Source organism: Reyranella sp. (assembly GCF_052439685.1).
Classification (GTDB): domain Bacteria; phylum Pseudomonadota; class Alphaproteobacteria; order Reyranellales; family Reyranellaceae; genus Reyranella.
Window position 1 is genome coordinate 1 of sequence record NZ_JBQVQG010000056.1, and the last position, 8,672, is coordinate 8,672.

5 protein-coding genes and 7 pseudogenes are annotated in these 8,672 nt (G+C 63.8%); 7 read left to right on the forward strand and 5 right to left on the reverse strand.

The features are described from left to right. From ACT6UX_RS29940 to ACT6UX_RS29965, 6 genes and pseudogenes are all read left to right on the forward strand, one after another. Positions 1 to 338, forward strand: a pseudogene (locus ACT6UX_RS29940) (P-type conjugative transfer protein TrbL); the annotation flags it as partial. Beyond that, positions 338 to 1,021 carry a conjugal transfer protein TrbF gene (gene trbF / locus ACT6UX_RS29945; RefSeq protein ID WP_444778797.1) on the forward strand — a complete coding sequence of 228 codons (684 nt, stop codon included), beginning with the start codon at positions 338 to 340 and terminating at the stop codon, positions 1,019 to 1,021. The pseudogene ACT6UX_RS29940 and the gene trbF, both read left to right, overlap by 1 nt. Then, a complete protein-coding gene (trbG, locus tag ACT6UX_RS29950; RefSeq protein WP_444778798.1) occupies positions 1,018 to 1,959 on the forward strand; it encodes a P-type conjugative transfer protein TrbG in 942 nt (313 codons plus the stop codon). The genes trbF and trbG overlap by 4 nt, the downstream gene beginning before the upstream one ends. 2 nt (positions 1,960 to 1,961) lie before the next feature. Next, positions 1,962 to 3,131, forward strand: a complete 1,170-nt coding sequence (locus ACT6UX_RS29955) for a TrbI/VirB10 family protein (protein WP_444778799.1) — start codon at positions 1,962 to 1,964, stop codon at positions 3,129 to 3,131. Between the two features lie 10 nt (positions 3,132 to 3,141). Continuing rightward, positions 3,142 to 3,393 carry a DUF2274 domain-containing protein gene (locus tag ACT6UX_RS29960; RefSeq protein ID WP_296321521.1) on the forward strand — a complete coding sequence of 84 codons (252 nt, stop codon included), beginning with the start codon at positions 3,142 to 3,144 and terminating at the stop codon, positions 3,391 to 3,393. 79 nt (positions 3,394 to 3,472) lie between these two features. Then, positions 3,473 to 3,811: pseudogene (locus ACT6UX_RS29965) on the forward strand (IS630 family transposase); the annotation flags it as partial. Positions 3,812 to 3,821: 10 nt separating this feature from the next. Here the strand turns inward: ACT6UX_RS29965 and ACT6UX_RS29970 are convergent. Beyond that, positions 3,822 to 4,889 (reverse strand): annotated as a pseudogene (locus ACT6UX_RS29970) (IS630 family transposase). Positions 4,890 to 5,014: 125 nt separating this feature from the next. On the opposite strand from ACT6UX_RS29970, the pseudogene ACT6UX_RS29975 reads away from it, so the two are divergent. Then, a pseudogene (locus tag ACT6UX_RS29975) lies at positions 5,015 to 5,314 on the forward strand (transposase); the annotation flags it as partial. 7 nt (positions 5,315 to 5,321) lie between these two features. On the opposite strand, the gene ACT6UX_RS29980 reads toward ACT6UX_RS29975, so the two are convergent. From ACT6UX_RS29980 to ACT6UX_RS29995, 4 genes and pseudogenes are all read right to left on the reverse strand, one after another. Next, positions 5,322 to 6,230, reverse strand: a complete 909-nt coding sequence (locus ACT6UX_RS29980; RefSeq protein ID WP_444778800.1) for a LysR family transcriptional regulator — start codon at positions 6,228 to 6,230, stop codon at positions 5,322 to 5,324. A 219-nt stretch (positions 6,231 to 6,449) separates the two neighbouring features. Continuing rightward, positions 6,450 to 7,636: pseudogene (locus ACT6UX_RS29985) on the reverse strand (IS256 family transposase). Positions 7,637 to 7,859: 223 nt separating this feature from the next. Further along, positions 7,860 to 8,034: pseudogene (locus ACT6UX_RS29990) on the reverse strand (integrase core domain-containing protein); the annotation flags it as partial. 1 nt (position 8,035) lies between these two features. Further along, positions 8,036 to 8,299: pseudogene (locus tag ACT6UX_RS29995) on the reverse strand (IS481 family transposase); the annotation flags it as partial. Positions 8,300 to 8,672 lie beyond the last annotated feature (373 nt).

Consider the following 8,672-nt stretch of genomic DNA (forward strand, 5'->3'; position numbering starts at 1 on the left):
CTCGGGGATCTGCGGCCCTGGCCGGTGGAGCCGCGACCGCTTACCGCGCCGGCGGCCTATCCGGTGTGACCGTGGCTGGCGCGTCCGCCGCGACCAGCCCGCTCCGCCGGGCGGCAGAAGGCGCTTCCAGCAGCTTCGCAGCCGGCGGTCGTTCCGCTGCCGGCGATGCCGAGGCGGGCGCCGCGGCTGCATCGGCGGACGCACCCCCCGCTTGGGCACGACGCATGAGGCGGAGCCAGGCCGCCAGTCACGGCGCGTCTGCCGCAACCCACGCCATCCGGTCCGGCGATCACGGTGGTGGCGGCTCCTCCATCGATCTTTCTGAAGGGAACCACTGATGTTCAAGCGTTCGTCGGTCCGTTACGGCCGGACACCCGTGCCGGAGACGCCCTACCAGAAGGCCGCGCAGGTGTGGGACGACCGCATCGGCTCGGCGCGCGTGCAGGCCAGGAACTGGCGTTTGATGGCGTTCGGTTGCCTGGCGCTGGCCGCCGGTCTTGCCGCCGGGCTCGTCTGGCAAGCGGCGAGGGGGACGATTACGCCCTGGGTCGTCCAGGTCGACAGGCTTGGCCAAGCTCAGGCGATCGCGCCGGCCGACGCCTCCTATCGGCCGACCGATCCGCAGATCGCCTTTCACCTTGCGCGTTTCATCGAGGACGTGCGTGCGCTGCCGTCCGACGCGGTCGTGCTGCGCCAGGGCTGGCTACGGGCCTACGAGTTTACGACGGATCGCGGCGCCGCGGCCCTTAACGACTATGCCCGCCGCGCCGATCCTTTCGCCAGGCTCGGCAAGATGCAGGTCTCCGTCGAGGTCTCGAGCGTTATCCGGGCATCGCCGGACAGCTTTCGGGTGGCCTGGACCGAGCGCCGCTACGAAAGCGGCCAGCTCGCCGCCACCGAGCGCTGGACAGCCATCCTCACCATCGTGATCGAAATGCCCCGCGACGCCGATCGCCTGCGCAAGAATCCGCTCGGGGTTTTCGTCAACGCCATCAACTGGTCTAAGGAGCTCGCACAATGAGGTACCGCGCAATGAGACCAGCCGTCTTCGTCTCCCTGCTGGCGATCACCGGATGCGCATCAACGAAGCCGCCGCAGATCAGCTACGACGAGAGCGTGCCGCCGCTTCCGGTGGCCGCCGCGCCTGCCGAGGATCCGCCTCCCCGGCCTCTGCATATCCCACCGGCCTGGACGCCGTCACGGGGAGGACCCGGCGATGCAAGGGACCCGGTGGCGCGCGTCGAGGCCGCTAACGGCGCCGCGCGGGTGGAGCCGCGCCGCGAGGGCTATTTCAACGCGGTGCAGGTGTTTCCCTACAGCTCGGGGGCCCTTTATCAGGTTTACGTCGCCCCAGGACAGGTCACCGACATTGCCTTGGAGCCTGGCGAGCAGCTCACTGGCTCAGGTCCGGTGGCGGCCGGCGACACGGTACGCTGGATCATTGGCGATACTGAGAGCGGCAACGGCGATACCCGGCGCGTTCATATCCTGGTCAAGCCGACCCGGCCTGCCATCGAGACCAACCTTGTGGTCAACACCGACCGGCGGACATATCTCATCGAACTGCGGGCGCACGAGCGGCCCTATATGCCGTCTGTCGCCTGGTTCTATCCGGAGAGCCGAGGCAAGAGCCTTCGCAGTCTGCCGCCGGTGCCGGTCCTCCCGGAGATTGCCCAGCGCCGGTACCGATACTCGATCGAGGGCGATAAGCCCCCGTGGCTGCCGGTCAACGCTTACGACGACGGCCGCAAGGTCTATGTCGAGTTCTCACCCGGCATCGTGCAGGGTGAGATGCCGCCTCTCTTCGTCGTCGGCGCGGACGGCAAGCCGGAGCTCGTCAACTCCCGGGCATACGGCAACGTCCTCATCGTCGACCGCTTGTTCGCTGCGGCCGAGTTGCGATTGGGTGGCGAGAACCAGCAAATCGTTCGGATCTTCCGTACGGACGGAAGACGCTAGCGATGACCGATCAATCTCAGTCGGATTCCACGCAGTCGACGGCCAATCAGCCCTTCAGGTTGCGATCGGAGGGACCCGGCGTCACGCGTCTGTCGCGCACTGTGCTGATCGGCGGGACGGCGCTGACCCTGATCCTGGTCTGCGGCGCCGTGCTGTGGGCTTTGCAGATCGACCGGTTAAGGGATGTCTCATCCCAGGAACTCTACACCACCGACCGGCCGCGCGTGGCGGACGGTCTGGCGGCGCTGCCGCGCGACTACACGGGGCTTCCTCGGGATGTCCCGCCACTCGGGCCGCCGCTGCCGGGCGATCTCGGCCGGCCGATCGTGGCCGCCCAAGGTCAGCCCGGTCCTTCATCGCCCGACGCCGAGCAACAGCGCCGGGCTCAGGAGACGGAGGCGGCCCGCGTCAGCCGCCTTTTCGCGCCCGGCAATCGTCAGACACAGACTGGTGGCGCGGGTATTCCCCCGTCTCAGTCATCAATGTCGGCGGGGGCTGGGGCGACAGATGAAGCCTCGATCCAGAATGGACAGGACCGCAAGGTCGCCTTCCTGAATGCGCCTGTCGATCGCAAGACGACGAGTCCCGATCGTCTGGCGCGGCCCGCTTCGCCGTTTGTGCTGCAGGCCGGCGCCGTCATTCCGGCGGCGTTGATCACCGGCCTTCGGTCCGACCTGCCGGGACAGATCACCGCCCAGGTGACGGAGAACGTGTACGACACGCCCACGGGCGGTGCGTTGCTGATTCCACAAGGGGCAAGGCTGATCGGTGTCTACGATAGCCAGGTTAGCTTCGGGCAATCACGTCTTCTTCTAGTCTGGACGCGGCTGCTTCTGCCGAACGGCTATTCGATCGTGCTCGAACGACAACCCGGGGCGGGTGCCAGCGGCGAGGCTGGTCTGGAAGACGGTGTCGATCGTCACTGGGGTTCCCTGTTCCAGGCCGTGCTTCTTTCCACCATCCTGGCGGTGGGCACCGAACTTGGCTCGGACCAGAACGATAGCGATATCGTTCGTGCACTGCGCCGTGGTGCGGGGGACACGCTGAACCAGGCCGGGCAGCAAGTCGTGCGGCGCAATCTCAACATCCAGCCCACCTTGATCATCCGCCCTGGTTATCCGGTCCGGGTCATCGTGACCCGCGATCTCGTACTTCAGCCTTACCGCGGATAGGAAAAAAGTAATGTCCAAACTCAAGCTCGGCGCCATCCTGGACGAGAAGCCCGTGAAGTTGACGGTGGACTTGCCGGCAGCCATCCACCGGGATCTCGTTGTCTACGCGGAGGCGCTCGGCCGTGAAACAGATCAAACGATCGATCCGGCCAAGCTCGTGGGACCGATGTTGGCTCGGTTCATGTCTGCCGATCGTGCCTTTGCCAAAGCGCGCCGGTCCGCGAGAGGCGCGGCGCAGCAGGCGGAAACTAGAGCGGGATGAATTGAGAAGGAATCGAAGGGAATTCCCTAAGGCATGTTGATCTAATTCAACCTGCTGGCTGGGTTGGAGGCCAGCAGGGATGGCACGAGCCTGTTCGATGGACCTTCGGGAGCGGGTAGTCTTCTCGGTAGGGCGGGAGGGCTTGTCGTGTAACTAGGCGGCGGCCCGCTTTGGAGTTGCGATCAGCACGGCGATCGACTGGGTGAACCGCTATCGTCGGACCGGCAGCTTGGCGCCGTGGCAGATCGGCGGGTACCGGCCGAGGAAGCTTGTTGGCAAGTACCGGGACTGGCTGCTGCAGCGCTGTCGGGAGCGCGAGTTCACCCTGCGCGGGCTAGTCGGCGAGTTGGCAGAGCGCGGCCTGAGTGTGGGCTATCGCGTGGTCTGGGGGATCGTCCACGAGGAGAAGCTGAGTTATACCAACCCGCTTAGAGGCTGACCGATGCCCAAGCTCGGCGTCCGATGGATCGGATGCGGGCAGGATCGTCGGTTAGAAAGCGCCAGGCGGCGCAGCAGGCCTCGACGATGTCGTCGTATGTGTCCCAGACCCGTGAGCCGAGAATGTTTTCGCGCAAGTAGTGCCAGACTCCATCGAGTTCAGTTCGGGAGAGTAGGGCGGCAAGGGCAGCAGGGTGATGTTGTCGGGTACGCGCAATCGTCCCCCCGGTCTGGTGCCAACCGGCGCCGTCGCAAATCAGTACGGCATGGGCCAGCGGCGAGACCTCGGCGCCGATCACCTTCAAATGGTGGCTCATCGCCTCGGCATTGACCTCCGGCATCACGATCGCCGCGCCGACGGCGCGGTCCGGACAGATTGCGCCGAAGATGTAGGCCGAGTCGTGCCGGTTATCGCGCACCATCAACGGTCGCGAGCCGATCGGCGCCCAGACATAGGCGTGGGTTCCCTTCTGGCCGACCCTGGCCTCGTCCTGGAACCAGATCTCGATCGGCCCGCCGAGCGCGCGGGCGGGCAAGGCCGCCGTCAGCAGGCTGGCGAAGTTTTTTTAAAAGTCTCTTCCGCTTCGGCGATCTTCCGGGGATGGCTCGGACGAGGTTGCAGCCGGGTCAACCTCAGCTCATGCAGCCACCGGCCCACCGTGCTCTCGTGCACTTCGACGGCAAACCGCCGCGCCACCTCGGCCTGCAGGTCAACGCAGCGCCAGCGCACCATCGGGTGCTCGGCCGGATCGGGGCCGGCCAGGACCACCGCCTTCAACTTCGCCATCTGGGCCGCGCTCAGGGCCGGCGCTCGGCCGGGGTTGCGGCGAGACTTCAGACCTTCCGATCCCGGCCTCGTTGTAGCGATGGATCCAGTCGCGCAACGTTTGACGGTCCATGACGCCCAGTGCCGCTGCCTCGCCACGACACCGACCTTCCACCACCGACCCCAGCGCCAATAGCCGGCAAACCTGCGCACTATCCGCGCTCTTGCTGGCGTGATGGCGAAGCTCCAGCGCCGTATGATCCGAGCGCGTAACCTCGACTGCCGTTCCCATTCGATACCCCGTCAGCGACCTGGAGACGAGCAATCGAATCACAAATCGCGACTACGAGGAATCCCATACCGAGAGTCAGGCTCAGTAAGGGTTGGTACTAGAAAAAAAGACGTTGATCGCCAGCGAACGGGATCGTCCCGACGTGGCCCGGCGACATCGTCATGATGGACAACCTCGGTTCGCACAGGAGCAGCGCTGTCCGAAGGAGCCTCCGGACGGTCGGAGCCAAGCTCTTCTTCCTGCCCAAATACTCGCCCGATCTGAACCCGATCGAGATGCTCTTCTCAAGGCTCAAGCATGGCTTGCGAAACGCCGCCCAGCGAACTCACGACGCCGTCTATCACGCCATCGCCTAGTTACTGCCAACCGTCCCGCCCGAAGAATGCCGCAACTACTTCTCTAAAGCCGGATACGCTCAGACCTAGAATCGCTCTAGGTGAGGGTGGTCGGATGGTGTGTTTGCCGGAGCGTCTCCAGGAACCGGGCGAGAGCCGGGTTGCGGTTGTGCTCCTCCCAGCATGCGGTGAAGGTGATATGGCTTGGGCCTGACGCATCGCGGATTTCGCGAAAGCGGACCCCGCTATAGGCAAGACTGGTCCATGACTCGAAATGAATGCTGACATGAATCCCAGCTTCGACCATCCCAAGAACATTCTCATTGCTGGCGTTCCAGGTCTCGATCTTCGGGGCATCACCGGGAGCTGCAAGCTTCTTGAGGATCAGGTTCCGCAGATCTAGGCCCGGCTCCCATTGGCTGAGAAGAAACGTCTCGTCCTTCAGATCGCTCCAATCGACGACCTCGCTGTTCGAAAGTGGGTGCCGCGACGACAGTGCCGCCACGATGCGCTCCGACCATAGAGACATGGTAGGTCCGCTATGTTGCCGCGCTTCTCCGGCGACGATGGCCACATCCACGTCTCCTGTTCCAAGAGCGGCCGCCAGTTGAGCGGGCGATCGTTCGGTAACCTGTATGGCGATTGCCGGAAACGACTTGATGTGTTCCGCCAGCACAGTACGCACTTTGCTGGTGGATACGGCGGTTCCGAACCCAGCTTTCAGCACGCCTGCTTCTCCGCGATGGGCCAACTGCGCCGCCGTGATCATATCGTCGATTTCGTCGAAGAGGCGGCGGGCGGCTGGCGCCAGGCTCGTGCCGGCCGAGGTGAGGCGCACTCCTCCACTGGAGCGCTCGAACAGCAAGACGCCAAACTGCTCTTCGAGATGCCGAATGCGGCGGCTAAGTGCAGACTGCTTGATGTTGAGGGCTGTCGCGGCTTGCCGAAAACTCCCATGCTCGGCAGCCGCGAGTACGCTTCGCAACGAACTGAGATCGAGGTTCATTTTCTGACCGTGTGTTTGCCACGCTCTTGGCAGTGATATCGTTGGCCTCTATAAGGCTTGCCCGATTGCTTGCGTATTTCGACGGGCTCACATCCGTGCAATCTCGCAAGTCTTGTCATCGCCGTTGATCGTCTGGAGGCCGGGCGGTTCAGGATCGTGCCCCGAGGCGTGGTGTACCATCTCGTTGGTCATGACGATGTCCGGTTAGGTCCGGATCGGTCAGTCTGCCGCGATGGGCAGACCGACGCTGGGATCGTCTCCGATTGGGGTGATGCTTTCCAGCGTGATGTAGCGGGCGCGCTGGACGGCCCACTCGTCGTTCTGTTCGAGCAGAATGGCACCGACGAGCCGAGTTATGGCGGCCTCGTTGGGGAAGATGCCGACGACCTCGGTGCGGCGCTTGATCTCGCCATTCAGGCGCTCCAGCGGATTGGTGCTGTGCAGCTTGGTGCGGTGCTGGGGCGGGAAGCTCATGTAGGCCAGCACATCAGGCTCGGCATCGTCCATGAGGGTTGCGAGCTTTGGGACCTTGGGCCTGAGCTGATCGGCGACGCGGCGCCATTGGGCCTTGGCCTGCTCGGCGTCATTCTGGGCGAAGGCTGTTGCGATGAACGCCGAGACGACTCGCCGGCCGCTGCGGCCGGCATGGGCCAGGGCGTTGCGCATGAAGTGGACACGGCAGCGCTGCCAGACGGTGACGAGGATCTTGGAGACGGCCGCCTTGATGCCCTCGTGGGCGTCGGAGACGACGAGCTTGAGGCCCCTGAGACCGCGCCGCGCCAGCTTGCGCAGGAAGGCGATCCAGAAGGTCTCGGCCTCGGACGGACCGATATCCATGCCCAGCACCTCGCGCCGGCCATCGGCATTGACGCCGACCGCCACGAAAACGGCGGCCGAGACGATGCAGCCTGCCTGGCGCACCTTCACGTAGGTCGCATCGATCCACAGGTACGGCCAATCCCCTTCGATCGGCCGATCGAGGAAGGCCTTCACCCGCTGGTCGATGTCCTCGCACAGCCTGCTCAACTGGCTCTTGGAGATGCCACTCATACCCATGGCCTTGACCACTCGTCAACAGAGCGGGTCGAGATACCCTGGATGTAGGCCTCCTGGATGACGGCAGTCAGCGCCTTCTCGGCCATGCGGCGTGGCTCGAGGAAGCCGGGGAGGTAACTGCCCTTACGCAGCCGAGGGATGCGCAGTTCTACCGTGCCGGCCCGCGTCTCCCAGTCCCGCTCACGATAGCCGTTGCGCTGCACCAGACGGACTGTGCTCTTCTCGCCGTGCGGCGCGCCTGTCAGCACCCCGACCTCGATTTCCATCAACCGCTGGGCGGCAAAGCTGACCATATCGCGCAATACATCGGCGTCTGGGGTCTTCTCCACGAGCGAGCGCAGGTTCATCATCTCGTAAGGTCATCGGTGGGTTCCTTGGTCATGAGTTGGTCTTCGCAACCCGACCCTAACCGAGAAATCGCCGGTGACCGCCAGAGGCGGCCGGGTTTGTTCGGGCAGGAATCGGCGTTGGATAAGTGGAATGTCCGCCGGTTTCTTTCGCCATTGTCTGGTCGTCACCTAGGGAGGGCGTAGCCCGACCGGAGTGACGACCAGACAACGGCGGCATAAAGTTTCATGCCGTCCGCGCCAGTGGCCTGATGACGTCGAAGTAGGCGCGATCGGGCGTTCGGGCGTCAAGGCTCGAATGCCGCCGCTTGCCGTTGTAGAAGTCGATATAGCGACCGAGCGAGACGCGCGCGTGGCCGACACTGTCGTAGGCGAAGATAGACTTCCTCGTATTTGACCGAGCAAGGACGAACGGGTCAGGTGCGGTATCGTGGCCTGCAGGGCACAAAGGCAGTCGTCGAGCGGCAAGAGTGTGTGCTTGCGGAAGGCGACGACGATCGCCTCGTCCTCGATCGAAAGCACTGTCGACTTCGCGTCCTTCGGTCCGGTCTTCAGATCAGCGACAGAGCCGCGCTTTTTCCACTTGGTGACGGTCTTGGGATCGATGCCGTATCGTTTGGAAAAGCTCCTCAGGCTCTCTTGACTATGCTGTATCGCTCGACAGATCGCCTATGTCGTTGGGCCGCAGCCGTGAAGAACCTGTCCCATAGCGCATCCCTCAAATTCCCTGACAAGGGTGCACCATCAAATCCCGGGATCAAACAGTTTCGGGATTGCAAGGTTTCGGGGTGCTATGCCCTTGAAGCTTGCAGTTTCACTTATCGATTCTTGTCGCCGGAAAGTCATGATTCGAGGGTCGCAGCGGAGGAAAGAATACGGCCGAAGAAGCACGAGGGAACTCAGGAAGGCGATCTGTTCCGGGCTCGGCTCGACCGACTCATCAACATAAGCAAGAGCTGGTGCGTAAGGGTCGTTTTCAGGCCACGGCCTTGAGCACTTGCGGAGTGGCGTAGGCCCATGGCAGCAGGTCGTCGAGACG